The following is a 26,174-nucleotide window of genomic DNA, read 5'->3' on the forward strand; positions in this document are numbered from 1 at the left end:
TTGTCTGATGTCGTTCCGGGGCGATGCAAGGCATCGAACTATGGTGCGCAACTGCGCACCTGAGAACCTCGAGATTCCGGGTTCACCCTTCGGGCGCCCCGGAATGACGGCGTCTGTTACCCCGCCAGATCCAGCTTCGAGGCCACGGTCGAATCCGCATTCAGGCGGTAGATGATCGGCACACCCGTCGCGAGCTCGCGCTTCAGGATGCCTTCCGGCGACAGCTTCTCCAGCACCATGATCAGCGCGCGCAGCGAGTTGCCGTGGGCGGCAACCAGCGTGCGCTTGCCGTTGAGCACGCTGGGCAAGATCTCCTGCACGTAATAGGGCAGCGCGCGCGCCAGCGTGTCCTTCAGGCTTTCGCCGCCGGGCGGCGGCACGTCGTAGGAGCGGCGCCAGATCAGGACCTGGTCCTCTCCCCATTTCTTGCGGGCGTCGTCCTTGTTGAGGCCGGAGAGGTCGCCATAGTCGCGCTCGTTCAGCGCGAGGTTCTTCTCCGTGGGCAGACCCTTCTGGCCGAGCTCGCCGAGGATGAGGTCGAGCGTGTGCTGCGCACGCGTCAGCACCGACGTGTAGGCGACGTCGAACACGAGCCCCTGCGCCTTCAGCTTGCGGCCGGCTTCCCTGGCCTCCGCGACGCCCTGCTCGGTGAGATCAGGATCCTTCCACCCCGTGAACAGGTTCTTCAGATTCCATTCGCTCTGGCCGTGGCGGACGAGCACGAGAAGACGTTCGCTCATTGACTGCTTTCCGTTGCTTTCTTTCGTTCAGATATCGGCGAGGCCGAGCACGTCGGCCATGGAGTAGTGCCCCGGCTTCTTGCCATGCGCCCACAGTGCCGCCTTCAGCGCGCCATGCGCGAACAGCATGCGGTCCTCGGCCTGATGCGACAGCGTCAGGCGCTCGAACGGGCCGAGGAAGCTGACGCTGTGGTCGCCGGCCGCGGTGCCGCCGCGCAAGGAGGCGAAGCCGATGTTGCCGGGCTTACGTGCCCCGGTGATGCCGTCACGGCCACGGTCCGCATGCTCGTCGAGCGAGATGCCGCGGCCGGCCGCCGCGGCCTGGCCCAGCATCAGCGCGGTGCCGGAGGGCGCATCGATCTTCATGCGGTGATGGGTTTCGACGATCTCGATGTCGAAGCTCTGGTCGAGCGCCTTGGCGACGCGCTTGACCACTGCGGCAAGCAGATTGACGCCCAGGCTCATATTGCCGGACTGCACCACGACCGCGCGATTGGTGACGCTCTTGATCACGGCGTTGTCGGAACCCGAAAGCCCGGTCGTCCCGATGACATGCACGATGCCGCGCTCGGCGGCGATCGCGACGTTGGCGATGGTCGCGGCCGGCACGGTGAAATCGAGGATGCCGTCGGCCTCCTTGGACATTGCCCAGAGATCCGCCGAGACCTTGATGCCATTGGCGGGCAGGCCCGCGAGCACGCCGGCGTCCTTGCCGAGCAGCTCGGAGCCCGGCGCCTCCAGCGCGCCCGCCAGCACCGCGCCTTTGCTCTCGGCAATCGCGCGCGTCAGCGCCCGGCCCATCCGGCCGCCGGCTCCAGCAACAATCAAGCGCATGTCGGACATGGTGTGATCCTCTTCGGGGCCGTTGTAGCGGGGGGACGCAGTTCCGGCAACCGAGGGGGACACCACCGTCATTCCGGGGCGATGCGCAGCATCGAACCCGGAATCTCGAGATTCCGGGTTCGCCCTTTGGGCGCCCCGGAATGACGGCCTACCTCAGCCGTCCGACGGCTGTGCGCCGTCATAGCCCTCGATGATGATGAGGTCGGCAACCGAGTGCGGCTGGCGCACCTTGATGTTGGCCTGGTATTCCGGTGAGTTGTAGCAGGCGATCGCGGTCTCGTAGTCCGGGAATTCGATCACGACGTTGCGGGTGCGGCTGGCACCTTCGACGGTGGTGAACTTGCCGCCGCGGACGACGAAGCGGCCGCCCCATTTCTTGAAGATCGCGCCGTTGGCGACGGCATAAGGCTTGTAGCCCTCGTCACTGTTCACATCGACGCGCCCGATCCAGTAGCCTTTTGCCATTGTTCTTCTCCCTTGTTGTTGTCTCTATTTGAGCATGATCTCCGCGCAAACGCGTTCCGCGTTTGTCGCGATGGAAAACCGCTGCACACTTTGCGCTAACGCGGCCCTTCGGGTCCGGATCATGCTCCCAGCGCCTGCCCGATCTCAGCCTGGATGGCGTCTGCGATCGCCTTGGGCTCAGCGGCTTCCACTACCGGGCGCCCGACGACGAGATAATCGGCGCCCGCGGTGATCGCGCGGCCCGGCGTCATGATGCGTTTCTGATCGCCACTTGCCGAGCCCGCCGGCCGGATGCCGGGCGTGACGAGGCTCATCTGGTGGCCGACGATCTTGCGCAAGGCGCCCACTTCCTCGGGCGACGACACCAGCCCGTCGATGCCGAGCACCTGCGCCTGCTGCGCGCGCGCTTCGACGAGCTCGGCGACGCCGAGCCGGAAACCCGCCGCGTGCAGATCGTCCTCGTTGTAGGAGGTCAGCACGGTGACGGCGAGGATCTTCAGGTTCGAGCCGCCGCGGCCTTCGACAGCGCCCTTCATGGTCTGCGGATAAGCGTGCACGGTGAGGAAGGTCGCGCCCAGCCTGGTGATGCTCTCGACGCCTTGCGCCACGGTGTTGCCGATGTCGTGCAGCTTGAGATCGAGAAAGACCTTCTTGCCCTTGTCCGCGAGCCTCGCAACGAGCGGCAAGCCGCCGGCATAAGCGAGGCGATAGCCGATCTTGTAGAACGTGACGCTGTCGCCGAGCCTTGCGATCATTGCCTCCGCGGCATCAACGCTCGGCAGATCGAGCGCAACGATCAGGCGGTCCTTCGGGGCGATCTCGGCTGGCGTCATGTCACCTCACATCATGCGTTGGGAAATGTCGATCAACTGCGCTACCAGCTCCTTCAACGCGGCGATATCGCCCTCGTTCTTCAGCCTGTCCATATCGTCATAGGCCTCTCCGGCAAAGGCGAGCGTGAGCTGGCTGGCAATCACATTGGCGTGGCAGGAGGTCAGGATCAGCCGCAACGCCTGGAGCGCGCGGGCGGCGCCGAGCCGGCTCTGCGAGGCGCCGGCGAGCGCGAAGGCGCGGTTGCGGAACACCTCGCCGCGCGCCTCGTGCAGCTCATGCACGCGGCTGACCCAGTCGATCGCGTTCTTCAGCAGTGGCGGCACCGAGGCATTGTATTCGGGCGAAACGATCAGCACGCCATGATGCGCGCCGATCATGCGCTTGAGATTGATCGCGTGCTTGGGCACGCCCGACTTGGCCTGGAGGTCGCCGTCGTAGATCGGCAGCGGAAAATCGGCGAGCGAGATGCGGGTGACGTCGACGCCGGCCTGGGCGAATTCATAGGCGGCGAGCGCGGCCAGCTTCGCATTGTGCGAGCCGGTGCGTAGCGAGCCGGGAATGACCAGGATTTTGGGTGCGGACATCCGCTTCCATGCGTTCGGCGAAACGAGCCCGCCGCGCAAAGAGGAATGCCGGCGGAATTAATCCTTGCGATACACCCAGACGCGGGCCGGCGGAAGGTTCATCCAGATCCGTTCCGAAGCCTCTGTGGACACGCCGGGCAGCGATTTCGGGATCGGCGGCACCACCGCATAGGTGAACTGGACGAAGGGCGCGCCGGGCGCGAGCGCCGTGAAAGCGTCGCGAATGAGCCGCAACCGCGTCAGCATCGGTTTGGTGACCAGCGGCAGGCCGGAGACGACGGCGGATGCCGGCGCGCTCAGCACGTTCCAGAGCGTGTCGCGCAGGCGATAGGCATCGCCCTGCACGACCTTGGCCTGCGGATAGCGGTCGCGCAGCAGCGCGCAGAAGCCGGGATTGTACTCGACGAGGACGAGACGCTTCTGGTCGACGCCACGTTCGACCAGGGCCGAGGTGATGGCGCCGGTACCGGGGCCGAGCTCAACCACAGGGGCGTCCGAGTTGACGTCGACGTAATGCGCCATGGTCCGGGCCAGCAGCTTGCCCGACGGCATCACTGCGCCCATGTGGAGCGGCTTTTCGATCCACGATCTGAGAAAGCGCACCTCGTCATCGAGACGAGGCTTCTTCAACGCACGCGCGGACGATGGCAATGGCATGTCTGGACCGGACGGGACCGCAGGACGCGGCGTGTCAGAAAATGGTCATAAAGACGTATAGGCCGAAGGCGATACGGTCAAGACGAGTCAATTCGCCCGACTGCCGAAGAAATCCTTGACCTTGGTGAAGAAACCCTCGGATTCCGGCTGGGTGTTGCCGGAGGAGAGCTTTTCGAACTCGGCCAGCAATTCCTGCTGCTTCTTGGTGAGATTCTGCGGGGTCTCGACCACGACCTGAACGTACATGTCGCCGGTCTGGCGCGAGCGCAGCACCGGCATGCCTTTTGATGCAATGCGGAATCGACGGTTGGACTGGGTCCCGGCCGGCACCTTCACCTTGGCCTTGCCCTTCTCGATGGTCGGCACCTCGAATTCGCCGCCAAGGGCGGCCGTCACCATCGAGATCGGCACCCGGCAATGCAGATCGGCGCCGTCGCGCTGGAAGAACTGGTGCTGGGCCAGCGACAGGAAGATGTAGAGGTCGCCGGGCGGGCCGCCGCGGACACCGGCCTCGCCTTCGCCGGCGAGCCTGATCCGCGTACCGTCCTCGACGCCCTGGGGAATGTTGACCGACAGCGTCCGCTCGCGGGTCACACGGCCCTGGCCCGAGCAGGACGGGCAGGCGTCCTCGATCATCTGGCCGCGGCCCTGGCAACCCGGACAGGTCCGCTCCAGGGTGAAGAAGCCCTGCGACTGCCGCACGCGGCCGGCGCCGCCGCAGGTCGAGCAGGTCTTCGGCTTCGTGCCGGCCTTGGCGCCGATGCCCGAGCAGGCCTCGCAGGTGACCGAGACCGGGATCTCGATCTGCGCGGTCTTGCCGCCAAAGGCCTCCTCGAGCGTGATTTCCATGTTGTAGCGCAGGTCGGCGCCGCGCTCGCGGCCGCCGCGGCCGCGCTGTCCGGCCATGCCGAACAGGTCCTCGAAAATATCGGAGAAGGAGGAGGCGAAGCCCGCGCCGAAACCGGCGCCGCCGCCAGGACCGCCCTGCTCGAAGGCCGCATGGCCGAAACGGTCATAGGCCGCGCGCTTGTCCTTGTCCTTCAGGACCTCGTAGGCCTCGTTGATTTCCTTGAACTTGACCTCGCTGGTGTCGTCCCCCGGATTGCGGTCGGGGTGGAACTTCATCGCCAGCTTGCGGAACGACGACTTCAACTTGGATTCGTCGGCGTCACGTTCGACTTCGAGGGTCTCGTAGTAGCAGCGCTTGGTGGACGTGGACATGTTGAACTCGGTCTATCCAATCGCGATTCAAGTCGGGGCAAAACAATGCTGCCACGCGACGATATAGGCGTCCCTCCGCCTCGCGGCAGAGGGCAGCATGGCAGCGTTGAGAATAACGGCTGGAAATTGATCGATCGTAACGGGAGCGTAGCCCGCCGACCTCGACACGGGAGCCTCCCCCGCGAAGGGGGAGGCCGAAGGAGTGTGTGGGGTCCAAGCCGTCCGCATCATCACCCTCTTGGGGTTCAGGCGGACTTCTTGTTGTTCTTGTCGTCGTCGACTTCGGTGAACTCCGCGTCGACGACGTCGTCCTTGGCCGCGTCCTTCTTGGCGTCGGCCTCGGCCTGCTGCTTGTACATGGCCTCGCCGAGCTTCATCGAAGCCTGGGCCAGCGTCTGGGTCTTGGCCTTGATCGCCTCGGCATCGTCGCCCTTCAGCGCTTCCTTGAGGTCGCTGACGGCATCCTCGATGGCGCGGCGCTCGGTCTCGGCGACCTTCGAACCGTGCTCGGCGAGCGCCTTCTCGGTCGAATGCACCAGACCGTCCGCCTCGTTCTTGGCGGTCACCGCCTCGCGGCGCTTCTTGTCCGCTTCGGCATTGGCCTCGGCGTCCTTGACCATCTTCTCGATGTCGGCTTCCGACAGACCGCCGGAGGCCTGGATGCGGATCTGCTGCTCCTTGCCGGTGGCCTTGTCCTTCGCCGAGACGTTGACGATGCCGTTGGCGTCGATGTCGAAGGTCACCTCGATCTGCGGCATGCCGCGCGGGGCCGGCGGAATGCCCATCAGGTCGAACTGGCCGAGCATCTTGTTGTCGGCCGCCATTTCACGCTCGCCCTGGAAGACGCGGATGGTGACCGCGTTCTGGTTGTCCTCGGCGGTCGAGAACACCTGGCTCTTCTTGGTCGGGATCGTGGTGTTGCGGTCGATGATGCGGGTGAACACGCCGCCTAGCGTCTCGATGCCCAGCGACAGCGGGGTCACGTCGAGCAGCAGCACGTCCTTGACGTCGCCCTGGAGCACGCCGGCCTGGATCGCGGCACCGATCGCCACGACTTCGTCCGGGTTGACGCCCTTGTGCGGCTCCTTGCCGAACAGCTGCTTCACGACTTCCTGGACCTTCGGCATGCGCGACATGCCGCCGACCAGAACCACTTCGCCGATCTCACCGGCGGTGACGCCGGCGTCCTTCAGCGCCTTGCGGCAGGGCTCGACGGTCTTCTGGATGAGGTCGTCGACCAGCGCCTCGAACTTGGCGCGGGTGAGCTTCATCGTCAGATGCTTCGGACCGGTCTGGTCCGCGGTGATGAAGGGCAGGTTGATCTCGGTCTGCGTCGTCGACGACAGCTCGATCTTGGCCTTTTCAGCGGCTTCCTTCAGGCGCTGCAACGCGAGCTTGTCGTTGCGCAGGTTGATGCCCTGCTCCTTCTGGAACTCGTCGGCGAGATAGCCGACCAGGCGCATGTCGAAGTCTTCGCCGCCGAGGAAGGTGTCGCCGTTGGTCGACTTCACCTCGAACACGCCGTCGCCGATTTCGAGAATGGAGATATCGAACGTGCCGCCGCCGAGATCGTACACGGCGATCGTGCCGGTCTTGGTCTTGTCCAGACCATAGGCGAGCGCGGCCGCGGTCGGCTCGTTGATGATGCGCAGCACTTCAAGGCCCGCGATCTTGCCGGCGTCCTTGGTCGCCTGGCGCTGGGCGTCGTTGAAGTAGGCGGGAACGGTGATGACGGCCTGGTCGACCTTCTGGCCGAGATGGGCCTCCGCGGTCTCCTTCATCTTCTGCAGGATGAACGCCGAGACCTGCGAGGGCGAGTAGGTCTGGCCGTCGGCCTCGACCCAGGCGTCGCCGTTGGAAGCCTTCACGATCTTGTACGGAACGAGCTTCTTGTCCTTCTCGACCATCGGGTCGTCGTAGCGGCGGCCGATGAGGCGCTTCACTGCGAAGAAGGTGCGCTCGGGATTGGTGACGGCCTGGCGCTTGGCCGGCTGGCCGACGAGGCGCTCACCGTCGTCGGTGACGGCGACGATCGAAGGCGTCGTGCGCATGCCCTCGGAATTCTCGATGACTTTGGCGTTCTTGCCATCCATCACGGCGACGCACGAGTTCGTGGTGCCGAGGTCGATCCCAATGACCTTTCCCATGGTCCTGATATCCTTCTTTTTGCGGCAGGTTGGTTGGGCCCAGAAGGCACCCGAACCGAAACCCCCTAAGATCAAACATTCGCGATATTGCGATGGTTGAGGCTCATATAGGAGGGGGGGAGGGGCCCGCAAGGACCGAACGCAAGTTTCGGCCGTGAAAACATTGGGTTTTGGAAGATCATATCCGGGCCCAGCCGCCCTTGCGGGTGAGGAATTATTAACAGGTCCGGGCTTCGGCAAGCCCCCGTTACCGCGATCCGGCCTGCCCTGTTGCGGCAGGGCCAAACCGGCTAAAAGGCGGACCGGCCGGAGCGCCGCACCCAGGCTGCTTCGCGCGACAAAGCGGCCCGGTGGCCGACCATCGAACGGCCTCAATGTGAACCAATCAGAGTGCCCATGAAGCTGATCCGTCCCCTCGCCGCGCTCGCCCTCCTCGCCGTCTCCGCGCTTCCGGCCTTTGCTGCCGACGCCGTTTTCCCGCCCGGACTGCGCCTCGGCATGGTGCCGCTGGTCGGCCTCAGCACGGCCAAGACCTTTCCGGGCTTCGAGAGCGAGGACGGCACCGTCAAGGTGCTGATCACCGAGCTGCCGCCGGCGGCCTATGGCGAGGTCGTGAGCGCCTTCAATTCCAATCCGGCCGGCGTCAACGGCGTCAAGCAGGACAAGATCGAGACCCCCGCGGGCCTTGCCTATTTCACCACCGAGAGCGGCAAGGCCGGCGAGACGGCGGTGAAACGCTATTCGATGATCGTGCCGGGCGCCGGCTTCTCCGGCTATGTCGCGGTGCAGATCCCGGAGAACGCGACCAAGATCTACACCGACGAGGCGGTGCGGCAGATGTTTGCGAGCACTGTGACCCGCAAGCAGGTCTCGGCCGAAGAGCAGATCGCGCTGATGCCGTTCAAGATCACCGATCTCGCCGACTTCAAGGACATCCGCACGCTGGCGCCGGGGTCCAGCATCATCCTGGCCGACGGCAACGAGAGCACGGGCTACGAGTCGAAGCCGTTCATGATCCTCGGCCTGATCGGCGCCACCCCGCAAGCCGCCGACGACCGCGCCCGCTTCGCCCAGGAGGCGGCGCTCCAGATCCCCGGCGTGCGCGAATCGCGCGTCACCATGTCCGAGCCGATCCGCATCAACGGCCAGCAGGGCTTCGAGACCCGGATCGACGGCGTCAGCGGCAAGGACAAGACCCCGGTGACCGTGGTGCAGTGGATCCGCTTCTCGAGCGGCGGCGCCTCGCTGCGCATCATCGCCAGCGCCCCGCGCGACCAGTGGCAAGCCGCCTTCACCCGCTTCCGCGCCGTGCGCGACGGCATCCAGCCGAAGGGGTAGCTGCATCCGCAAGCGAGATGCGCTCCCTCCCCCGCGTGCGGGGGAGGGTTGGGGAGAGGGTGTCTCAACAACGAAGACTCCCCCAGAGGAGAGAACCCTCACCCGGCGATACGCGCCGACCTCTCCCGCAAGCGGGAGAGGTGCACCGAGTACGCGGCTGAGCCCACCCTCTCACCAAAACCGGCTGCATTTTCGGGCTTCTGTTCGTGCACAAGCGGAACTAGGCTCCTGCCCAATCGAGTTCATCCTGGAGGGAGGCGAACGATGCTAGATCGGCGGCAAGTCTTGGCGGCGCTTGGGACGAGCGCCCTCGTAGCCCTCGCGCCAACCGCACTTCTTGCGGCCGCATCGATCAAGCCGGACGATGCGTCCGCGCTGCTCGTGATCGACGTGCAGAACTGCTTCCTGCCGGGCGGCAGCCTCGCGGTGAAGGAAGGCGAGCAGGTGGTGCCCGTCATCAACAAGATCTCGAAAGCGTTTTCGAATGTGGTGATGACGCAGGACTGGCACACGCCCGGCCACGTTTCGTTTGCGTCGGTACACTCCGGCAAGAAGCCGTTCGAGACCATCGACCTGCCTTACGGCAAGCAGGTGCTGTGGCCCGACCATTGCGTGCAGGGCACTGACGGCGCTTCGCTGTCGAAGGACCTCGCAATCCCGCACGCCGAGCTCATCATCCGCAAGGGTTTTCACAAGGACGTCGACAGCTACTCGGCCTTCCTCGAAGCCGACGGCAAGACCTCGACCGGCCTCGCCGGCTATTTGAAGGGCCGCAAGATCAAGCGCGTCTTCGTCGCTGGCCTCGCGACAGATTTCTGCGTCGCCTGGACCGCGCTCGACGCGCGCAAGGCGGGCTTCGAAGTCTATGTCGTGGAAGACGCCTGCCGCGGCATCGACACGCAGGGCTCGCTGGCAAAAGCCTGGGCCGACATGGCCAAGGCCGGCGTGAAGCGGATTCAGTCTGCGGATATCGCGGCGAGCGCGTAAGACCAGCCATCAGTCGTTCCGGGGCGGCTCGAAGAGCCGAACCCGGAATCTCGAGATTCCGGGTTCGATGCTTCGCATCGCCCCGGAATGACGTCAGAACTCAGTTCGCCGCGCTGTTCGGCTCGTTGGTGTTGGCGGCGGACGCAGCCTTCGCGCCGCCCTTGGCGACCCCAACGAGGGCCGGACGCAGCACGCGCTCGCCGATGGTGTAGCCGGCCTGCATGACCTGCACGACCGTACCGGCGGGCACCGACGCATCAGGCACTTCGAACATCGCCTGCTGGAAGTTCGGGTCGAACTTCTGACCCTGCGGATCGAACTTCTTCACGCCGTGCTTTTCCAGCGCGTTGAGCAGCGAGCGCTCGGTGAGCTCGACGCCCTCGATCAGCGAGGTCAGGCCGGGATCGGCCGCGGCGCGGGCCTCGGCGGGAACCGCGTCGAGCGCGCGCTGGAGATTGTCGGCGATGTCGAGCACGTCGCGGGCAAAGCCGGTGATGCCGTAGAGACGGGCGTCGGCGACCTCCTTGGTGGTGCGCTTGCGCAGATTTTCCATCTCCGCCAGCGTCCGCAGCATACGGTCGCGCGCCTCGGCGGCTTCCTTCTGCAACAGCTCGACCGAGCCCGGCTCGGGATCGTCGGGCATGATGTAGGGCTTCGACACCACGGGCTCGCCGGTCGGCGCGGTCGTGTCTTCGGGTTGCCGGTCTCGATCGGTCATCGGCTCTCTTTTCGAATTTGTCTCAGGGATTTTTCTGGCCCGGATATCGTGCTTCGGACGCCGAAAATCAAGCGCCCGTGATCGCCTCAGCCGCCGGTCAGCCCCCCAGAAGGCGGCTGACGATCCGGGCGGCGTAGTCCACGGTCGGGATCACACGGGCATAATTCAGCCGTGTCGGCCCGATCACACCCAGAACGCCGACGATGTGGCCGGCGGCATCCCGATACGGCGAGATGATGGTCGAGGAGCCCGACAAGGAAAACAGCTTGTTCTCCGAACCGATGAAAATCCTCACGCCTTCCGCGGTCTCGGCCCGGCCGAGCAGGTCGATGACGCCGCGCTTGGTCTCGAGGTCGTCGAACAAGAGGCGGACCCGCTCCAGATCCTCCAGCGCGTGCAAATCTTCCAGCAGATTGGCGTGGCCGCGGACGATGAGCTGGCGGTCCTCGTTCTCGCCGCCGGACCAGCTGGCGATCCCGGCCGAAATCACCTTCTGCGTCAGCTGATCGAGCTCGGCACGGGCCTCCCCGAGCGCGGTTTCGAGCTCGAGCCGCGCTTCGGCCAGGGTCCGGCCGCGAATCCGCGAATTGAGGAAATTGCCGGCCTCGGTGATCGCCGAGGAGGGAACTCCGGGTGGCAGCGTCAGCACGCGGTTTTCGACCTGGCCGTCCTCGCCGACCAGGATCACCAGCGCTTTTTCCGGTTCCAGCCGGACGAATTCGATGTGTTTCAGCCGCGCGTTGGATTTCGGCGTCAGCACCACCGCGGCGGCGCGGGTCAGGCCCGACAGCCGCGTCAGCGCCTGGTCCAGCGCCGCCTCGACCGACTGCGCCTGACCGACGGAGGTGAGCTGGCTCTGGATCGACTGCCGCTCAGCGTCATTGAGGTCGCCCACCTGCATCAAGGCGTCGACGAAGAAGCGCAGGCCGAGTTCCGTCGGCAGCCGGCCGGCGGACGTATGCGGGGCATAGATCAGGCCAAGCTGTTCCAGATCGGCCATGACGTTGCGAACCGAGGCCGGCGACAGCGGCATCGCGATCAGCCGTGAAATATTGCGTGAGCCCACCGGCTCGCCGGTTGCGAGATAGCTTTCGACAATTTGACGAAAGATGTCGCGGGACCGCTCATTCAGCTGGGCGAGCCCTGCGCGCGGCGCGATCAGATGGATCGGATCGTGATGGGCCACAGACAGCAACTCCTCTCAGATGCTTACAATTTGGCCATCCGGGAGGTCCCTGACAAGCGTGGTTTTGCACTTGCTCGACAAGTTGCTTGGGGACCGAAAAGGCCTTGCCGCTCACCCTCACCCCACCTACAAGCACCGCGAACAGCCTATTCCCGTGAGTTTTGGAGGATTTCCCATGCGGCCAAGCCGCCGTGCGCCCGACGAATTGCGCCCCGTGACGCTGGAGCGCGGCGTGGTCAAATATGCGGAAGGCTCCTGCCTGGTGAAATTCGGCGACACCCATGTGCTGGTCACCGCCACGCTGGAGGACCGCCTGCCGCCGTGGCTGAAGGGCCAGGGCCGCGGCTGGGTCACCGCGGAATACGGCATGCTGCCGCGCGCGACCTCGGAACGCACCCGCCGCGAGGCCTCCGCCGGCAAGCAGAGCGGCCGCACCGTCGAGATCCAGCGCCTGATTGGCCGCTCCCTTCGCACCATCATCAATCTCGAAGCGCTCGGCGAGCGCCAGATCACGGTCGATTGCGACGTGCTCCAGGCCGACGGCGGCACGCGCACGGCCTCGATCACCGGCGCCTGGGTCGCGCTCGCCGATTGCGTCAACTGGATGAAGGCGCGCAACATGGTCAAGGCCAACGTGCTGCGCGACAACGTCGCCGCGATCTCCTGCGGCATCTACAACGGCACGCCCGTGCTCGACCTCGACTATGCCGAGGATTCGGAAGCCCAGACCGACGCCAATTTCGTCATGACCGGCGATGGCCGCATCATCGAGGTGCAGGGCACCGCGGAACGCGAACCGTTCACACAAGACGAGCTCCTGGCGCTGATGGCGCTGGCCCAGAAGGGTATCGCGCGCCTCGTGGACTTGCAGAAACTGGCCGTCGCGTAGTCAATAGGCCCATGCACCGCCGAATCACCGGAAAGCTCGTCATCGCCACCCACAATCCCGGCAAGCTCGCCGAGATGAAGGAGCTTTTGGCGCCTTACGGCATCGAGGCGGTGTCGGCCGGCGAGCTCGGCCTTTCCGAGCCGGACGAGACCGGCAACGATTTTCGCAGCAACGCCGCGATCAAGGCGATCGCGGCCGCGCACGCGTCCAAGCTTCCGTCCTTCGCCGATGATTCCGGCATCGTGGTCGACGCGCTCGACGGCGCGCCCGGCATCTACAGTGCGCGCTGGGCCGGACCGACCAAGGACTTCACCGCGGCGATGACGCGGATCGAGCGCCTGTTGCAGGAGCGCGGCGCGACCGCGCCCGACAAGCGCAAGGCGCACTTCGTCTCCGCGCTCTGCGTCGCCTGGCCCGACGATCATCTCGAAGAGGTCGAGGCGCGCGTCGACGGCACGCTGGTCTGGCCGCCGCGCGGCACCGCCGGCTTCGGCTATGATCCGATGTTTCGGCCCGACGGGCACACGCGCACCTTCGGCGAGATGACCAGCATCGAGAAGCACGGCCTGCCGCCGCTCGGCCTTGCCCTGTCGCACCGTGCCCGCGCCTTCGTGAAACTGGCGGAGATCTGCCTTGAGCCGCGCTAACGAAGCCTTCGGCGTCTACGTGCACTGGCCGTTCTGCCTGTCGAAGTGCCCCTATTGCGACTTCAACAGCCATGTCCGCCATGCCGCAATCGACGAAGCACGCTTCGCCTCCGCCTTCGCGCGCGAGATCGAAACGACCGCGCAGCGCGCGCCCGGCCGCGAGGTCACCTCGATCTTCCTCGGCGGCGGCACGCCGTCGCTGATGCAGCCCGCGACCGTCGGCGCCGTGCTCGATTCGATCGGCAAGCACTGGCAGGTCGCTCGTGATGTCGAAGTCACGCTGGAAGCGAACCCGACCAGCGTCGAGGCCACGCGCTTCGCCGGCTATCGCGCCGCCGGCGTCAACCGCGTCTCGCTCGGCGTGCAGGCGCTCGACGATGCTTCGCTGAAGGCGCTCGGCCGCATGCACAGCGCGCGCGAAGCGCTGGACGCGGTCGCCATCGCGCGCCGCTCGTTCGAGCGTTATTCGTTCGACCTGATCTACGCCCGCCCCGACCAGACGCCGGCGATGTGGGCCGATGAACTGCGTCTTGCGATCGCGGAGGCGGCCGAGCATCTGTCGCTCTATCAATTGACGATCGAGGAGGGCACGCCGTTTTTCGGCCTGCACCAGGCCGGCAAATTGAAGACGCCGGACGAGGCGGTCGCGCGCGCGCTCTACGACGTCACGCAGGAAACCTGCGACAAGCTCGGCCTGCCCGCTTACGAGATCTCCAATCACGCGCGGCGCGGCGCCGAATGCCGGCACAATCTGGTCTACTGGCGCGGCGACGAATATGCCGGCATCGGCCCCGGCGCGCACGGCCGGCTCGACATCGACGGGATCAGGCACGCCACCGCCACCGAGAAGCGTCCCGAAGCCTGGCTGTTGCGGGTCGAGACCAACGGCCACGGCGTCGTCACCGACGATCTCCTCAACAGCGAGGAGCGCGCCGATGAATTTTTGCTGATGGGACTCCGTCTCGCCGAAGGCATCGATCCCGAACGCTACACCGCCCTCTCCGGCCGCGCGCTCGACCCCAAGCGCATCGCGCTGCTGCGTGAGGAAGGCGCGATCACGGTCGATGCGACGGGACGGCTGCGCGTGACCAGCAGCGGATTCCCGGTGCTGGATGCGGTGGTCGCGGATCTGGCGGCCTGAGCTCTCTCCCCATCGTCGTCCTGGCGAAAGCCAGGACCCATTACCCCAGGGAGGAGTTTGGCGAAGAGTCCCAATTATTCTTTGCTGGTACTCGCACTGTAGTCACTCGATAGATCACGCGGTATGGGTCCTGGCTTTCGCCAGGACGACGGCGAAAGAACAGCTAAGCCCCAAAACTCTTCGGCGAACCCGCGACCGCGACGCCGCCGCCGGTCGTCACCTTCATCACCGCAAGGCCGCGTTCGTTGGTGCCGTCGGCGCGGAAGCGGAATAGGCCGTCGATGCCGGCAAAGCCCGAGGGGTTGGTGAGCACGTCGGACGAGAAACGGGTGGTGCCCTGCGTGCGCGCGAGCGCGGCGACGAGGGCGACCGCGTCATAGGCGAGCGTTGCGGTGCGAATCGGCTCGGCACCGTATTTGGTGCGGTAGCGGCCGGAGAAAGCGCGGAAGCCGGCGGGATCGGGCGCCGCGTAGAGGCCGCCTTGCAGGCTCGCATTCGCGTAGACGCGCGGATTGTCCCACAGGCCGGTGCCGAGCAGCTGGATGTTGCGCAAGTTCGCGCCGGCGGCCGTCATCGCATCTGCGACCGTCACCACCGCATCGCCGTCATCGGCGATGAACAGCGCATCCGCGCTGCCGAGCTGCTGCGCCACGGCGCGCGCCGGCGTGGCGCGGTCGGCGCCGTATTTCTCGAACGCGACGATGCGGCCGCCGCGCCGCGGCACCGCCGCCTTCACCGCGGCCTCGACCACATTGCCATAGGCATTATCGGGCACGAGCGCGGCGACGGAGCGCTTTCCGATGCTGGCGGAATATTCGACGATGCGGTTGACGTCGGACTCCGGCAGGAACGAGAGCAGATAGACGCCGCGGCCGGCGATGCTGGAATCGGTCGAGAACGCGATGACGGAAATGCCGCGCGTGCGCGCGACCTGCGCCACCGCCGGCACCGATTGCGCGAACAGCGGTCCCAAAATGATCTCGGCGCCTTCGTCGATCGCCTGCTGCGCACCGGCCTGCGCGCCTTGCGGGCTGCCGTTGTCGTCCTTGATCAGGAGCTGGATGTTCGGATTCTGGAATTCGGCCAGCGCCATCTCGGCGGCGTTGCGCATGGATTGCGCGGCGAGGCCGGCGTTGCCGGCGGCCGAGAGCGGCAGGATCACGGCAACCTTCACCCCGCCGGTGCCGGCGGTGGTGGCCTGTTGCGGCGGCCCGGCCGGCTGAGCCGGGGGCGCGGAAGAGCTGCTGAAGGGATTGGAGAACTGGCTCAGGCTCTGCTGCACGCCGGCGCAGGCCGACAGCAAGGGCGCGCCGAGCAACAGGCCGAGCGCGCCCCGCCGGGTCGCACCCGACGATTGGGGCCCCGGATCGGGAGACTTTGGATGACGCGGGCCCAGCATGGCAGCTTCTCTTCTGACCTGCCGTCGCCGGCCGGTCACAACAAACTTGCCGCGACAGAAGCCGCGGATTCAGGCATATTGTCGGCAAATAGTTAACCAAAACAAAAGGATAATGACCGCTTAACGCGACCGCACCTTAAAGTCCCGGCCAGCTGTCCGCCGTCCGTCACCCAGCATCAAGGCGGCGTTTCCGCCGCGAATATGGCGCTGACGCTGCATTCCCTCTGGAATGTGATGCCGGATGGATCACATTCCACTCCTCTTCAGTCCTTGCCCCGCCCCTTGGCCTAGCCGCGATCTTTTTCGGAGGACCGGTTCCCAGCCCCGGGGATCATGCCTAAGTTCGATTCATTATGCGCGCAAAGCCGGCCCCGATAAATACGCCTGAAGGCACAGACGCCGCCCCGCGCGGCTTCTCCATCGACGCCCATCGTCTTGCGGCGCCGAAAGCGGCCGCGGGCCTCTATCTGGTCGCGACCCCGATCGGCAATCTCGGCGACATCACGCTGCGCGCGCTTCAGACGCTCGCCGGGGTCGACGTCATCGCCTGCGAGGACACCCGCATCACGCGGCGCCTGACCGAGCGCTACGACATTTCCGCGCAGCTCAAGCCCTATCACGAGCACAATGCCGAGGCGGCGCGCCCGAAGATCCTGGAGCGGCTTTCGCAGGGCGGCTCGATCGCGCTGGTGTCGGACGCCGGCACGCCGCTGATCTCCGATCCCGGCTTCAAGCTGGTGCGCGAGGTGTGCGCCGCCGGCCACGCCGTCTACGCACTGCCCGGCCCCTCCTCGGTGCTGGCGGCGCTGTCGGTCGCCGCGCTGCCGACCGACCGCTTCTTCTTCGAGGGCTTTCTGCCGGCAAAATCCGCCGCGCGCCGCTCGCGTCTTGCCGAGCTTGCCCGCATCGATGCGACGCTGGTGATGTTCGAGTCCGGCAACCGCGTGCAGGACACGCTCGCCGCTCTCGCCGAGATCATGGGGACGCGCGAGGCCGCGATCTGCCGCGAGCTGACGAAGCTGCACGAGGAGATTTCGCGCGCGACGTTGACCGAGCTGGCACGCGAGGCGGATGCGCTGGAGACGCGCGGCGAGTTCGTGCTGGTGATCGCACCGCCTGCGGCGGACGCCGAGATGCTGACATCGCATGCGCTCGACGACCTGCTGCGCGCGCAGCTGGCGACGCACAGCGTCAAGGACGCCGTGGCCCATGCCGTCGCGCTGTCCGGCCGGCCGCGGCGCGAGGTCTATGCCCGCGCACTCGAGCTCGCAAAAGATTTGCGGGGCGGCGATGGCGAAGCCTGAGGGCGGAGCGGAACCGAAAGTCGCCTCGCCCGAGCGCGTCGCCGCGTTCCGCACCGGCATCTCTGCGGAGAGCCGCGCCGCCGCCTATCTCATGGCCAAAGGCTATCGCATCCTCGCCAAGCGCTATCGCACCCCGCATGGCGAAATCGACATCGTGGCGCGCCGGCGCAATTTGATCGCCTTCGTCGAGGTCAAGGCACGCGCCAGCCTCGATGATGCGGCCTATGCGGTGACGCCGCGCCAGCAGCAGCGCATCATCGATGCCGCGCAAGGCTGGCTCGCAGCGCATCCCGAGCATGCCGAATTCGAATTGCGATTCGACGCCATGCTGATTGCGCCGCGATCACTTCCACGCCATGTGTTGGCAGCATTCGACGCCTCGACCTGAAAGGCAGACCATGAAACTGAACGTCGCCGTCCAGATGGACCCCATCGCCCGCATCAATATCAAGGGCGATTCCACCTTCGCGCTGCTTCTGGAGGCGCAGAAGCGCGGCCACGGCCTGTCCTATTACACGCCCGACAAGCTCTCGATGATCGGCGAAGAGCTGGTCGCGCCGGTGCAGCTCCTGACCGTGCGCGACGAGCCCGGCGACCATTTCACCCTCGGGGAGCCCAAGCGCGAGGCACTCAACGGCTTCGACGTGGTGCTGCTGCGCCAGGACCCGCCGTTCGACCTCGCCTACATCACCTCGACCCATTTCCTGGAGCGGATTCATCCGAAGACGCTGGTCGTCAACGATCCGGCCTCGGTGCGCAACGCGCCGGAAAAGCTGTTCGTGATGAACTTTCCGCAGCTGATGCCGCCGACCCTGATCTCGCGCGACCTCGACGAGATCAACGCGTTCCGAGACAAGCACGGCGCCGTCGTGATGAAGCCGCTGCACGGCCATGGCGGCGCGGCAGTGTTCCGCGTGATGCCGCAGGACATGAATTTCGGCTCGCTGTTCGACATGTTCACGGTCACGTTCAAGGAGCCCTGGGTGATCCAGCAGTTCATCCCCGAGGTGAAGCACGGCGACAAGCGCATCATCCTGGTCAACGGCGAGTTCGCCGGCGCCGTGAACCGCGTGCCCGCTGCCGACGACCTCCGCTCCAACATGGTGCGCGGCGGCGCGGCGCAGGAGACCGAGCTCACCCCGCGCGAGCGCGAGATCTGCGCCACCGTCGGCCCGGCGCTGCGCGAACGCGGCCTGCTGTTCGTCGGCATCGACGTCATCAACGGCAACCTCACCGAGATCAACGTGACATCGCCAACGGGCATCCGCGCCATCGCGCGGCTCGGCGGCCCGGACGTGGCGGCGAAGGTCTGGGACACGATCGAGCAAAAGCGGGCGAAGTAGGGCTCGCACGCTGTCTCCCCCAACGTCGTCCTGGCGAACGCCAGGACGACACCGATGATGTGGCGCATTGCTTCCGTCTTGTTGGCATGACGGCGCGACGCCAGCTCCCACGTCACTAACCACCCATTCACCATGACGCCGCGCGCATCGTTCGAACGAACGTCCGCACTGCGTGAATCTACGGGGGCCGCTGGCCGACCGAATAACGCCACGTTCACCATCTGCCCAGAACTCGGGCCGTAGCCGGCCGTCGCATTCGTAACCGCAACACCCCTTATACTTTTACTCCCTACTCATCGACACGGGGAACCCGCCACGTGCGGTTCGAGTGCCCCGCGTAAGAGTAGAGGCGTATGAATACCGCACGCATTGTCGTTCTCGTCATCGCACTGGGCGCCGGCGGCGTCGCTGCGTATCTGGCGAGCGGCTACGACAACAAGCCCGCGCCCGCGCTTCCCGTCGCCGAGAAGCTGCCGACGGTTGAGGTTCTCGTCGCGAAAAACGATATCCAGCTTGGCCAGGCCGTGAAGCCAGAGGATCTGCAATGGCAGTCCTGGCCGGCGGCAACCGCCAGCGGTGCCTTCATCCGCCGCGACAGCAGGCCCGAGGCGCAGACCCAGATCGCCGGCTCGATCGCGCGCGTGCCGTTGATGCAGGGCGAGCCGATCCGCGAGCAGAAGCTGGTGCGGGCCGAGGGCTCCGGCTTCATGGCCGCGATTCTGCCGTCGGGCATGCGCGCCGTTTCCACCGACGTTACAGCCGAGACCAGCGCCGGCGGCTTCATCCTGCCGAATGACCGCGTCGACATCGTTCTGACCCGCCGCCTGAAGAATCCCGACGTCAACGGCCCGACCGCCGGCAACGACCTCATCCTGTCCGAGGTCATCCTGACCAACATCCGCGTGCTCGCGATCGACCAGGCACCGAAGGAAAAGGACGGCCAGAACGCCGTTGTCGGCAAGACCGTCACGCTCGAGCTCAAGCCGGATCAGGTCGCAACGCTCACCGCGGCGCGCCAGGGCGGCACGCTCCAGCTTGCGCTGCGGAGCATCGTCGATGCCAACGCAACCGAGCTCACGGCCGAGGACCTGGCGATCAAGCGTTCCGGCGGAGTCAACGTGATCCGCTACGGCGTCCAGGTGCGACAACTGACGTCACAGAAGTGATGGGGATAGCATGAACTACGGGGATGATCGGGCGGGCTTGCGCATTCGGGGGAATCGCGCACGCACGTTCTGGACGGGGGCGATGTTGACACTGGGGCTGCTCGCAGCGCCTGGCCTCGTCAGCGCCGCCGAAGCGCCGGTCGGCGACCAGGCGCCGCTGCAGGCGCCGGATCTTGGCGTGGCATCGGTCGGGACGATCGCGCCGGCGAAGACGCGCTTCCTGTCGCTCGGCGTCGGCAAGTCGGTCGTCATCGACCTGCCCCGCGAGGTCAAGGATGTGCTGGTGGCCGATCCCAAGATCGCCAACGCGGTGATCCGCTCGGCCCAGCGCGCCTATATCATCGGCGGCCAGGTCGGCCAGACCAACGTCGTGTTCTTCACCGCCGACGGCCAGCAGGTCGCCGCCTACGACATCGCGGTGAAGCGAGACCTCAACGGCATGCGTGCCGCGCTGCGCCAGTCGTTGCCGGGCGTGCAAATTGAAGGCATCGGCGACAGCGTGATGCTGACCGGCTCGGTGTCGAGCCCGGTCGAGGCGCAGCAGGCCGGTGAAGTCGCCGCAAAGCTGGTCGGCGGCTCCGAGAAGGTGGTCAACAACATCGTGGTGCGCGGCCGCGACCAGGTGATGCTCAAGGTCGTCGTCGGCGAAGTGCGCCGCGACATCGTCAAGCAATTGGGCGTCGATCTCAGCGCCAGCCTGAACGCCGGCACTGCGGTCGTGAACTTCAACAATTCCAACCCGTTCTCGGTCTCCGGTGGCCCGCTCGTCAGCAGCAACGGGCTCGGTGTTACCGGACTCGCAAAAGGCGTGGCCACCGTCAACGCCACGATGCGGGCGATGGAAACCGCCGGCGTGATGCGGACGCTGGCCGAGCCGAGCCTGACGGCGATCTCGGGCGAATCCGCGACCTTCATCGCGGGCGGCGAATTCCCGATCCCGGGAGGATATGCCTGCGATCCGGTCACCCACGTCTGTACCACCCAGATCACCTACAAGAAGTTCGGCATCTCCCTGAACTTCACGCCGGTCGTGCTCAGCGAAGGACGTATCAGCCTGCGCGTGATGACCGAGGTCTCGGAGCTGTCGAACCAGAACGCCATCTCCGTGACGCAGGCGGTGTCCGCGAGCCAGACCAGCTCAGTCACCATCCCCTCGATCCAGACCCGCCGCGCCGAGACCACGCTCGAGATTCCCTCGGGCGGCTCGATGGCGATGGCCGGCCTGATCCAGCAGCAGACCAAGCAGGCGATCAACGGCCTGCCCGGCGTCGACCAGGTGCCGATCATCGGCGCGCTGTTCCGCAGCCAGGACTTCGTCAACAACGAGACCGAGCTGATGGTGATCGTGACGCCCTATGTGGTGCGCGCGGTCGCCCAGAAGGAATTGTCGCGGCCCGACGACGGCTTCGCGCCGGCCTCGGATGCACAGACGGCGCTGCTCGGCCGCATGAACCGGCTCTATGGCATCGCGCGCCGCGTCGATCCGATCGACGGCGCCCGCGGCGATTTCGGCTTCATCATCGACTGAGACCGGCGGACGGCTTGGGGAACGGGGCAAGGATCGGGGCAAGAGGGGATCAAGCGATGACGAAGACCATGGCCGATCGACGTCGCGGCTTAAGCGTCGCGCTGGTGCTGACGGGGCTCTCCGTCATGCTGGGTGCGTGCAACACCACGGGCGAGATCGTCACCCAGACGGTGCCGACCGATTATCGCCAGCGCCATCCGATCGCGGTGCAGGAAGCCAAGAAGTCGATCGTGATTTTCGTCGGCAAGGCGAGAGGCGGCCTCTCGGCCGCACAGCAGTCCGACGTCGCGGGCATCGCCGGGGACTGGGTGCGCGAAGGCACCGGGTCCGTCGTCGTCGACGTGCCGATCGGCAGCGCGAATTCGCGTGCCGCCGCGACGACCTATCATGAGATCCGTTCCGTGCTCGCATCCGGCGGCGTGCCGTCGCGCGCCATCGTCCAGCATCCCTATCGGCCCGAGGATCCCGGACTGCTGCCGACCATCCGCCTGAGCTATTCGCGCATCGCCGCGGTCGCCGGCCCCTGCGGGCTGTGGCCCGAAGACGTCGGTCCGTCCATCCTCGACCCCGGCTACAACGAGAACCAGCCGTACTTCAATCTGGGCTGCGCCAGCCAGCGCAACCTCGCGGCGATGATCGACAACCCCGCCGACCTCGAGCAGCCGCGTGCCGAAACGCCGGTCTATACCGCACGTCGCGACATCGCCTTCGATCGCTATCGCAAGGGCGCGGCGATCGCGACTCCCAGCCCCGAGGCCGACAAGGCCAAGCTCAGCGACACAGGCAAATGACGAGCGTCAACGACGAAGAAACGGACCATCCGCGGCACCCCGAGGAGCACATTGCGCCGGTTCCTCGCATCTCGGTGCAGGCCTTTTGCGAGACCGACCAGACGCTCGCCGCGGTAACCGCGGCGGGAGAGGATCGCCGGCTGGCCAAGGCGCACCTGACCGCCAAGGAAGGCGGCCTCGCTGCGGCGATCGAAGTCTATGAAACGATGCCGACGCCGAACGTGATCGTGATCGAATCCGACGGCACGCGCGACATCCTGGAGGGCCTGGACGATCTCGCCGGCGTCTGCGATCCCGGCACCCGCGTGGTCGTGATCGGCAATCCCAACGACACCGCGCCCTATCGCGAGCTGGTGCGCCGCGGCGTCAACGACTATGTGGTGGGACCGGTCGAGACGATCGACGTGGTCCGTTCGATCTGCAGCCTGTTCTCGGCGTCCGAAGCCATCATCACCGGCCGCGTCATCGCGGTGGTCGGCGCCAAGGGCGGCGTCGGCGCGTCCACCGTCGCGCACAATGTGGCCTGGACAATCGCCCGCGACCTCGCGCTCGATTCCGTCGTGATCGACCTCGACCTCGCCTTCGGCACCGCGAGCCTCGACTACAACCAGGACCCGGTGCAGGGCATCGCCAACGCAGTGCTGTCGCAGGACCGGCCCGACACGGCGCTGATGGAGCGCCTGCTCGCCAAATGCACCGAGCGCCTCAGCCTTTTGGCCGCGCCCGCCACCCTTGACCGGGTCTACGATTTTGGCGCGGAAGCCTTCGACGCGGTGTTCGACACGCTGCGCATGACCACGCCCTGCATCGTGCTCGACGTTCCCCATCAATGGTCGGGCTGGACGCGGCGCGCACTGATCAACGCCGACGACATCGTGATCGTGGCCGAGCCCGATCTCGCGAACTTGCGCAACACCAAGAACATGCTGACCGTGCTGAAGACGGCGCGGCCGAACGACCGGCCGCCACTGTACTGCATCAACCAGGTCGGCATGCACAAGCGCGCGGAGATCGACGTCAAGTCATTCGCCAAGACCATGGAGAGCCAGCCGATCGCGGTGATCCCGTTCGATTCGAAGCTGTTCTCGACCGCCGCCAACAACGGCCAGATGATCGCGGAGGTCTCCAAGAGCCACCGCACCACCGCGCTGTTCCAGAACATGGCGAACCGCCTTGCCGGGCGCGGCGAGGTGAAGAAGCCGAAGCGCTCGCTGCTCGGACCGCTGTTGAAGAAGCTGAAGGGCCGCTCGGGCCGCGCATCCGCGCCGCATCGCAAGGCGTCGTAGGCGCCCGCGTCGAGAAAACACGTCAAACAGAAACCAACGAGTTGGCGGACTACTTCTCGGCCCGCTGCTGTTGCTTCTTCGCCAGCAGCTGCCGCAGCGCCGTGATCTTCGCCGCGGCCTGGTCCGGCGGCAAATCTGCCTTCACGAGGATTTCAGCCTCGGCCTCGCGGCCCTGCAATCCCAGCACGAGCGCGAGATTGGCACGGATCCGCGCATCGTTCTGATTGCGCTGATGGGCGCGGCCGAGCACCTGTTCGGCCTTCGCCAGATTGTTTTGCAGCACATAGGACAGGCCGAGATTGGACAGAACCTGCGGCTCGTCCGGCACGATCTTCAGCGCGGTCGCGTAATATTGCTGCGCCTCTTCGTTGCGGCCGAGCTGGTCGAGCGCCGCGCCCTGTGCCGACAGGATGCGCCAGTCCGGATCCTCCGGCGTATGCGCGCGGCTCAGAACGTCGAAAGCCTGCTGGAAATTGCCGTTGTCGGCGAGCGCGCGGCCGTAGCCGGCGAGCAGCGCCTTGTTGCGGGGATGGCCGAGCACGGCCTGCTCGAGCACCGCGACCGCCTGGGCGCTCTGCCCGCTCTCGCGCAACGCCTTGCCGTAGTCGAGCGCGACGTTGGGATCGCTGGGCTTGGCGCGATAACGCTCGCGCAATGCGTCCATGTCCGGCTTGCCGTCAGCCTTGCTCGCGGCTTCCGACTTGCCGCCGAGCGCGCCGGTGATGTCCTCGATGCCAGTGGTCTGACAGCCGCCGAGGGCAAGGATCACAAGCGCGGACAGCAGATATCTCGCCGGGCGAGAGGCAAGGGACAAACGCTTGGACATACTCTGATCACTCGGCGACTGATCAGGGATGCTTACCGATTAACGCTAAATTCCCGTTAAGGACGTGAGCCCCGCAGTCTAATCGGTGAACTCGGCGCCGAACTCGCACCCGATGCGCCAGCGCAGGCGGCACTGGCGGGAATAGTCCGGCGCGAAGATGATGGTGAATTGCGGCGGCACTTCCAGGAATTCCGCCACGACTTTCACGCCCCCGTCCGAGATATCGGTAATCGTGCAATCTCGCGGCAGCGAGCCCGCGCCAAAGTGAATCTTGGCGAGCCGGCTGCACACCCGACGTTCGCTTCTCCGGCGATTTGCAAGCATTTTGATTGTTCACTTGTTAGATCACGGCCCATCCCGCAGCCCTAGGAGTAGCGGACATTCGTTGGGATGTGCTGAGGACAGAAGCTTGCATTCGAGGCGTAGTGTCCGCGTCCTGTTTACGATTGGTTAGGGCTTCCGCGGCGCCGGGCGTGTTCCCGTATTGTTCTTGCGGAGGGTGGCCGGCTCTGCTACCCTCGATTGTGCAAGAGGGCAGGCTGGTTCGGCATGGTTCAACGGGTTTCTACCGTCGCCTTTGAGGGGATCGAGGCCCGCGCGGTCGACGTGCAAGTGCAGGTCGCGCCGGGCCTGCCGGCCTTTGCCATCGTCGGCCTGCCGGACAAGGCGGTGTCCGAGGCGCGCGAGCGGGTCCGCTCGGCGCTGATCGCCTCGGGCCTGGCGCTGCCGGCGCGGCGGATCATCGTCAATCTGGCCCCCGCCGATCTGCCCAAGGAAGGCAGCCATTACGACCTGCCGATCGCACTCGGGCTGATGGCGGCAATCGGCGCGATTCCGCCGGATGCGCTGACCGGCTTCACCGTGCTCGGCGAGCTCGGCCTCGACGGCTCGATCGCGCCTGTGGCCGGCGTTCTTCCCGCCGCGATCGGCGCCAATGTGCGCGAGGAAGGCTTGATCTGTCCGGCCGCCTGCGGCTCCGAAGCGGCCTGGGCGAGCCCGGACATCCAGATCATCGCCGCACAATCGCTGATCCAGATCGCCAACCACTTCAAGGGCACGCAGGTGCTGTCGCGGCCCTCGCCGAAAGTGCACGAGGCCGCCGCCTCAAAGCTCGACCTGCGCGACATCAAGGGCCAGGAAAGCGCCAAGCGGGCGCTGGAGATCGCGGCCGCCGGCGGACATCACCTGTTGATGATCGGCGCACCCGGCGCCGGCAAGTCGATGCTGGCGGCGCGCCTGCCCTCGATCCTGCCGCCGCTGTCGCCGGGCGAGCTGCTCGAGGTCTCGATGATCGCCTCCGTCGCCGGCGAGATCGAAGGCGGTGCGCTGACTGCGCGGCGCCCGTTCCGCTCGCCGCATCATTCCGCCAGCATGGCCGCGCTCACCGGTGGCGGCATGCGCGCAAAACCCGGCGAGATCTCGCTCGCGCATCAGGGCGTGCTGTTCCTCGACGAGCTGCCGGAGTTCGATCCGCGCGTGCTGGATTCGCTGCGCCAGCCGCTGGAGAACGGCGAGGTCTCGGTGTCCCGCGCCAATCATCGCGTCACCTACCCTGCCCGCTTCATGCTGGTCGCGGCGATGAATCCCTGCCGCTGCGGCAACGCCTTCGAGCCCGGCTATGCCTGCAAGCGCGGCCGCATCGATCGCTGCACCGGCGACTACCAGGCGCGCATCTCGGGGCCCTTGATGGACCGCATCGATTTGCGCATCGAGGTCCCGGCGGTGACCGCGGCCGACCTGATCCTGCCGCCGCCGGCGGAGGGATCGGCCGAGGTCGCCGCACGCGTGGCGGCGGCGCGCGACATCCAGCTTGCGCGTTACGCGGATATCGGCCTGCCGAATGTCCGCACCAATGCCGAGGCGCCGGCCTCGGTGCTGGAAGACATCGCCAAGCCGGACGCGCAAGGCGCCAAGCTGCTGCGCGACGCCGCCGAGACCATGCGGCTGTCGGCGCGCGGCTATCACCGCGTGCTGCGCGTGGCGCGCACGCTCGCCGACCTCGACAACGCCGACAAGATCGGCCGGCTGCATCTCGCCGAAGCGCTGTCCTACCGCGCACTCGCGGAGGATGTACGCCAGATGGCGTGATCATTCCGCGCATCAACCCGGCGGTAACGAGTTTCCTTTACGCTCT

General features: G+C 66.2%; 26 protein-coding genes. 13 read left to right on the top strand and 13 right to left on the bottom strand.

Translation table 11 applies throughout. From position 1 onward, the window contains the following. Positions 1 to 116: 116 nt before the first annotated feature. From WN73_RS28800 to dnaK, 8 genes are all read right to left on the bottom strand, one after another. The gene (locus tag WN73_RS28800; RefSeq protein ID WP_011083512.1) at positions 117 to 740 is read right to left on the bottom strand and encodes a 2,3-bisphosphoglycerate-dependent phosphoglycerate mutase; all 624 of its coding nucleotides are present in this window, start codon (positions 738 to 740) and stop codon (positions 117 to 119) included. A 27-nt stretch (positions 741 to 767) separates the two neighbouring features. Beyond that, positions 768 to 1,583: a 4-hydroxy-tetrahydrodipicolinate reductase gene (gene dapB, locus WN73_RS28805; RefSeq protein ID WP_028172456.1), complete on the bottom strand. Its 816-nt coding sequence runs from the start codon at positions 1,581 to 1,583 to the stop codon at positions 768 to 770. A 153-nt stretch (positions 1,584 to 1,736) separates the two neighbouring features. Continuing rightward, positions 1,737 to 2,048 carry a DUF1330 domain-containing protein gene (locus tag WN73_RS28810; RefSeq protein ID WP_011083510.1) on the bottom strand — a complete coding sequence of 104 codons (312 nt, stop codon included), beginning with the start codon at positions 2,046 to 2,048 and terminating at the stop codon, positions 1,737 to 1,739. Between the two features lie 119 nt (positions 2,049 to 2,167). Then, positions 2,168 to 2,881 carry an orotidine-5'-phosphate decarboxylase gene (gene pyrF / locus WN73_RS28815; RefSeq protein ID WP_011083509.1) on the bottom strand — a complete coding sequence of 238 codons (714 nt, stop codon included), beginning with the start codon at positions 2,879 to 2,881 and terminating at the stop codon, positions 2,168 to 2,170. A gap of 6 nt (positions 2,882 to 2,887) precedes the next feature. Further along, the gene (locus WN73_RS28820) at positions 2,888 to 3,466 is read right to left on the bottom strand and encodes an NADPH-dependent FMN reductase (RefSeq protein ID WP_011083508.1); all 579 of its coding nucleotides are present in this window, start codon (positions 3,464 to 3,466) and stop codon (positions 2,888 to 2,890) included. A 57-nt stretch (positions 3,467 to 3,523) separates the two neighbouring features. Next, positions 3,524 to 4,123, bottom strand: a complete 600-nt coding sequence (locus tag WN73_RS28825; protein WP_007598495.1) for a class I SAM-dependent methyltransferase — start codon at positions 4,121 to 4,123, stop codon at positions 3,524 to 3,526. Between the two features lie 87 nt (positions 4,124 to 4,210). Further along, positions 4,211 to 5,344, bottom strand: a complete 1,134-nt coding sequence (gene dnaJ / locus WN73_RS28830) for a molecular chaperone DnaJ (RefSeq protein WP_011083507.1) — start codon at positions 5,342 to 5,344, stop codon at positions 4,211 to 4,213. A 245-nt stretch (positions 5,345 to 5,589) separates the two neighbouring features. Continuing rightward, on the bottom strand, positions 5,590 to 7,491 hold the full coding sequence (gene dnaK / locus WN73_RS28835; RefSeq protein WP_011083506.1) for a molecular chaperone DnaK: 1,902 nt from the start codon (positions 7,489 to 7,491) through the stop codon (positions 5,590 to 5,592). A gap of 396 nt (positions 7,492 to 7,887) precedes the next feature. Here dnaK and WN73_RS28840 point away from each other — a divergent pair, with 396 nt between their 5' ends. After that, a complete protein-coding gene (locus tag WN73_RS28840; protein ID WP_028172455.1) occupies positions 7,888 to 8,829 on the top strand; it encodes a hypothetical protein in 942 nt (313 codons plus the stop codon). Between the two features lie 264 nt (positions 8,830 to 9,093). Continuing rightward, positions 9,094 to 9,816: a bifunctional nicotinamidase/pyrazinamidase gene (gene pncA / locus WN73_RS28845; protein WP_011083504.1), complete on the top strand. Its 723-nt coding sequence runs from the start codon at positions 9,094 to 9,096 to the stop codon at positions 9,814 to 9,816. A gap of 100 nt (positions 9,817 to 9,916) precedes the next feature. Here pncA and grpE read toward each other — a convergent pair whose 3' ends face one another. Together grpE and hrcA are read right to left on the bottom strand one after the other, a co-directional pair. Further along, positions 9,917 to 10,534: a nucleotide exchange factor GrpE gene (grpE, locus tag WN73_RS28850; RefSeq protein ID WP_028172454.1), complete on the bottom strand. Its 618-nt coding sequence runs from the start codon at positions 10,532 to 10,534 to the stop codon at positions 9,917 to 9,919. Positions 10,535 to 10,631: 97 nt separating this feature from the next. Beyond that, positions 10,632 to 11,720: a heat-inducible transcriptional repressor HrcA gene (gene hrcA, locus WN73_RS28855; protein WP_011083502.1), complete on the bottom strand. Its 1,089-nt coding sequence runs from the start codon at positions 11,718 to 11,720 to the stop codon at positions 10,632 to 10,634. A 175-nt stretch (positions 11,721 to 11,895) separates the two neighbouring features. On the opposite strand from hrcA, the gene rph reads away from it, so the two are divergent. The 3 genes from rph to hemW are packed head-to-tail and all read left to right on the top strand — an operon-like array spanning position 11,896 to position 14,397. Then, on the top strand, positions 11,896 to 12,609 hold the full coding sequence (gene rph / locus WN73_RS28860; RefSeq protein ID WP_011083501.1) for a ribonuclease PH: 714 nt from the start codon (positions 11,896 to 11,898) through the stop codon (positions 12,607 to 12,609). A gap of 11 nt (positions 12,610 to 12,620) precedes the next feature. Next, entirely contained in the window at positions 12,621 to 13,256 is a 636-nt protein-coding gene (gene rdgB, locus WN73_RS28865) for an RdgB/HAM1 family non-canonical purine NTP pyrophosphatase (protein WP_011083500.1), read from the top strand. Further along, complete coding sequence (hemW, locus tag WN73_RS28870) at positions 13,243 to 14,397, top strand: radical SAM family heme chaperone HemW (protein ID WP_028172453.1); 1,155 nt, start codon at positions 13,243 to 13,245, stop codon at positions 14,395 to 14,397. The genes rdgB and hemW overlap by 14 nt, the downstream gene beginning before the upstream one ends. A 163-nt stretch (positions 14,398 to 14,560) precedes the next feature. Here the strand turns inward: hemW and WN73_RS28875 are convergent, their stop codons facing one another. Continuing rightward, positions 14,561 to 15,796 carry a penicillin-binding protein activator gene (locus tag WN73_RS28875; protein WP_271555723.1) on the bottom strand — a complete coding sequence of 412 codons (1,236 nt, stop codon included), beginning with the start codon at positions 15,794 to 15,796 and terminating at the stop codon, positions 14,561 to 14,563. A 353-nt stretch (positions 15,797 to 16,149) separates the two neighbouring features. Between WN73_RS28875 and rsmI the strand changes: the two genes are divergently transcribed. The 7 genes from rsmI (at position 16,150) to WN73_RS28910 (ending at position 23,214) form a co-directional block, all read left to right on the top strand. Further along, positions 16,150 to 17,100 (top strand): 16S rRNA (cytidine(1402)-2'-O)-methyltransferase, encoded by a 951-nt coding sequence (gene rsmI, locus WN73_RS28880; RefSeq protein ID WP_271555724.1) that lies wholly within the window; start codon positions 16,150 to 16,152, stop codon positions 17,098 to 17,100. Then, entirely contained in the window at positions 17,087 to 17,488 is a 402-nt protein-coding gene (locus tag WN73_RS28885) for a YraN family protein (protein ID WP_011083496.1), read from the top strand. Before rsmI ends, WN73_RS28885 begins: the two co-directional genes overlap by 14 nt. 10 nt (positions 17,489 to 17,498) lie before the next feature. Further along, complete coding sequence (gshB, locus tag WN73_RS28890; RefSeq protein ID WP_011083495.1) at positions 17,499 to 18,443, top strand: glutathione synthase; 945 nt, start codon at positions 17,499 to 17,501, stop codon at positions 18,441 to 18,443. 353 nt (positions 18,444 to 18,796) lie between these two features. Further along, complete coding sequence (cpaB, locus tag WN73_RS28895; RefSeq protein ID WP_011083494.1) at positions 18,797 to 19,609, top strand: Flp pilus assembly protein CpaB; 813 nt, start codon at positions 18,797 to 18,799, stop codon at positions 19,607 to 19,609. A gap of 10 nt (positions 19,610 to 19,619) precedes the next feature. Beyond that, on the top strand, positions 19,620 to 21,137 hold the full coding sequence (locus WN73_RS28900) for a type II and III secretion system protein family protein (RefSeq protein ID WP_161532814.1): 1,518 nt from the start codon (positions 19,620 to 19,622) through the stop codon (positions 21,135 to 21,137). Between the two features lie 56 nt (positions 21,138 to 21,193). Beyond that, positions 21,194 to 21,928 (top strand): CpaD family pilus assembly protein, encoded by a 735-nt coding sequence (locus tag WN73_RS28905; RefSeq protein ID WP_271555725.1) that lies wholly within the window; start codon positions 21,194 to 21,196, stop codon positions 21,926 to 21,928. Further along, positions 21,925 to 23,214 (top strand): AAA family ATPase, encoded by a 1,290-nt coding sequence (locus WN73_RS28910; RefSeq protein WP_038965131.1) that lies wholly within the window; start codon positions 21,925 to 21,927, stop codon positions 23,212 to 23,214. The genes WN73_RS28905 and WN73_RS28910 overlap by 4 nt, the downstream gene beginning before the upstream one ends. A 49-nt stretch (positions 23,215 to 23,263) precedes the next feature. Here the strand turns inward: WN73_RS28910 and WN73_RS28915 are convergent, their stop codons facing one another. After that, positions 23,264 to 24,040: a tetratricopeptide repeat protein gene (locus tag WN73_RS28915; protein WP_028172447.1), complete on the bottom strand. Its 777-nt coding sequence runs from the start codon at positions 24,038 to 24,040 to the stop codon at positions 23,264 to 23,266. A gap of 78 nt (positions 24,041 to 24,118) precedes the next feature. Beyond that, a complete protein-coding gene (locus tag WN73_RS28920; RefSeq protein WP_011083489.1) occupies positions 24,119 to 24,364 on the bottom strand; it encodes a PilZ domain-containing protein in 246 nt (81 codons plus the stop codon). Between the two features lie 225 nt (positions 24,365 to 24,589). On the opposite strand from WN73_RS28920, the gene WN73_RS28925 reads away from it, so the two are divergent. After that, positions 24,590 to 26,128, top strand: a complete 1,539-nt coding sequence (locus WN73_RS28925; protein WP_271555726.1) for a YifB family Mg chelatase-like AAA ATPase — start codon at positions 24,590 to 24,592, stop codon at positions 26,126 to 26,128. The last annotated feature ends 46 nt before the right edge of the window (positions 26,129 to 26,174 follow it).

The organism is Bradyrhizobium sp. CCBAU 45394 (assembly GCF_028128655.1).
Classification (GTDB): Bacteria; Pseudomonadota; Alphaproteobacteria; order Rhizobiales; family Xanthobacteraceae; genus Bradyrhizobium; species Bradyrhizobium diazoefficiens.

Coding starts and splice junctions, on each gene's coding strand:
- WN73_RS28800 (WP_011083512.1), bottom strand. CDS start 740: ATGAGCGAACGTCTTCTCGTGCTCGTCCGCCACGGCCAGAGCGAATGG.
- dapB (WP_028172456.1), bottom strand. CDS start 1,583: ATGTCCGACATGCGCTTGATTGTTGCTGGAGCCGGCGGCCGGATGGGC.
- WN73_RS28810 (WP_011083510.1), bottom strand. CDS start 2,048: ATGGCAAAAGGCTACTGGATCGGGCGCGTCGATGTGAACAGTGACGAG.
- pyrF (WP_011083509.1), bottom strand. CDS start 2,881: ATGACGCCAGCCGAGATCGCCCCGAAGGACCGCCTGATCGTTGCGCTC.
- WN73_RS28820 (WP_011083508.1), bottom strand. CDS start 3,466: ATGTCCGCACCCAAAATCCTGGTCATTCCCGGCTCGCTACGCACCGGC.
- WN73_RS28825 (WP_007598495.1), bottom strand. CDS start 4,123: ATGCCATTGCCATCGTCCGCGCGTGCGTTGAAGAAGCCTCGTCTCGAT.
- dnaJ (WP_011083507.1), bottom strand. CDS start 5,344: ATGTCCACGTCCACCAAGCGCTGCTACTACGAGACCCTCGAAGTCGAA.
- dnaK (WP_011083506.1), bottom strand. CDS start 7,491: ATGGGAAAGGTCATTGGGATCGACCTCGGCACCACGAACTCGTGCGTC.
- WN73_RS28840 (WP_028172455.1), top strand. CDS start 7,888: ATGAAGCTGATCCGTCCCCTCGCCGCGCTCGCCCTCCTCGCCGTCTCC.
- pncA (WP_011083504.1), top strand. CDS start 9,094: ATGCTAGATCGGCGGCAAGTCTTGGCGGCGCTTGGGACGAGCGCCCTC.
- grpE (WP_028172454.1), bottom strand. CDS start 10,534: ATGACCGATCGAGACCGGCAACCCGAAGACACGACCGCGCCGACCGGC.
- rph (WP_011083501.1), top strand. CDS start 11,896: ATGCGGCCAAGCCGCCGTGCGCCCGACGAATTGCGCCCCGTGACGCTG.
- rdgB (WP_011083500.1), top strand. CDS start 12,621: ATGCACCGCCGAATCACCGGAAAGCTCGTCATCGCCACCCACAATCCC.
- WN73_RS28875 (WP_271555723.1), bottom strand. CDS start 15,796: ATGCTGGGCCCGCGTCATCCAAAGTCTCCCGATCCGGGGCCCCAATCG.
- rsmI (WP_271555724.1), top strand. CDS start 16,150: ATGCGCGCAAAGCCGGCCCCGATAAATACGCCTGAAGGCACAGACGCC.
- WN73_RS28885 (WP_011083496.1), top strand. CDS start 17,087: ATGGCGAAGCCTGAGGGCGGAGCGGAACCGAAAGTCGCCTCGCCCGAG.
- gshB (WP_011083495.1), top strand. CDS start 17,499: ATGAAACTGAACGTCGCCGTCCAGATGGACCCCATCGCCCGCATCAAT.
- cpaB (WP_011083494.1), top strand. CDS start 18,797: ATGAATACCGCACGCATTGTCGTTCTCGTCATCGCACTGGGCGCCGGC.
- WN73_RS28900 (WP_161532814.1), top strand. CDS start 19,620: ATGAACTACGGGGATGATCGGGCGGGCTTGCGCATTCGGGGGAATCGC.
- WN73_RS28905 (WP_271555725.1), top strand. CDS start 21,194: ATGACGAAGACCATGGCCGATCGACGTCGCGGCTTAAGCGTCGCGCTG.
- WN73_RS28910 (WP_038965131.1), top strand. CDS start 21,925: ATGACGAGCGTCAACGACGAAGAAACGGACCATCCGCGGCACCCCGAG.
- WN73_RS28915 (WP_028172447.1), bottom strand. CDS start 24,040: ATGTCCAAGCGTTTGTCCCTTGCCTCTCGCCCGGCGAGATATCTGCTG.
- WN73_RS28920 (WP_011083489.1), bottom strand. CDS start 24,364: ATGCTTGCAAATCGCCGGAGAAGCGAACGTCGGGTGTGCAGCCGGCTC.
- WN73_RS28925 (WP_271555726.1), top strand. CDS start 24,590: ATGGTTCAACGGGTTTCTACCGTCGCCTTTGAGGGGATCGAGGCCCGC.